Raw genomic sequence first — 837 nt, 5'->3', positions numbered from 1 at the left:
AATTAAAGATTATTTAGATAGTACACAAACACATAGTAATTTGAAGGTGGTAATGATTTATGGAAATAGTTAAGTTCACTTTAAAAGATAAAAATGAGTTATTAGAGTTAGATAAAGAATGTTTTGGGATAAATCACTGGGATAATGAATTGTGGCAAGAAATTTTAAATCATTTAGAACATAATATTATTTATTTAGTGAAACAGAATAATGGGCTAATTGCATACTTATCGATATTCAATTGGGGAAAAGAAAAAAATTACGTTAAAAATACTAGTATAGGAACTAAAAGTTGTTTTAGAGGACAAAAATTAGCTCATAAATTATTTGAAAAAATGATAGGTGAGATGAAAAAGGAAGGAGTGAAAGATTTTAGAGGAGAGACAAGAGCTACAAACTATCCAATGCAAAAAATATTTAGTGATTTTGATTTCAGAAATGTAGGAACTTTTAAAGAGTATTATGATAATCCTACTGAAGATGCATTGAGATATCAATTAAGTATATGAGCATGTTGATAAATTGCAGTTTGAGATATTAAAAGGTAGGAAATTATTATTATAGTATTTAATAGGAAAGGATAGGCGTATGATAATAAAATCTTTGATTTATACCGATGGACTATGGAAGTCTGTTTCTAAATATGCACATAATTGTTCTTGGGGTGCGGGTAAATATTTAGCCAAGCAAATGCAAGAAAATGGTTTTTGTGACTGGGAAAGAGTTTTTGTTGCAATAGATAATGACAATATAGCAGGCTATTGCACATTAGCGAAAACTGACTGTATACCACATGTTACCTACACTCCTTATATTGGATATGTGTTTGTAGGAGAA

General features: G+C 28.8%; 1 protein-coding gene and 1 pseudogene. Both read left to right on the top strand.

Going from position 1 to position 837, the window contains the following annotated elements; all coding sequences use genetic code 11:
- Window positions 1-59 precede the first annotated feature (59 nt).
- Window positions 60-509 (top strand): GNAT family N-acetyltransferase, encoded by a 450-nt coding sequence (locus tag CLORY_RS22870; RefSeq protein WP_079428901.1) that lies wholly within the window; start codon window positions 60-62, stop codon window positions 507-509.
- Between the two features lie 79 nt (window positions 510-588).
- Window positions 589-837, top strand: a pseudogene (locus CLORY_RS22865) (GNAT family N-acetyltransferase); the annotation flags it as partial.

Origin of the sequence: Clostridium oryzae, from assembly GCF_002029235.1 — a bacterium.
Lineage (GTDB): Bacteria > Bacillota > Clostridia > Clostridiales > Clostridiaceae > Clostridium_AE > Clostridium_AE oryzae.
This window is presented reverse-complemented; position numbering and strand designations above follow the sequence as displayed.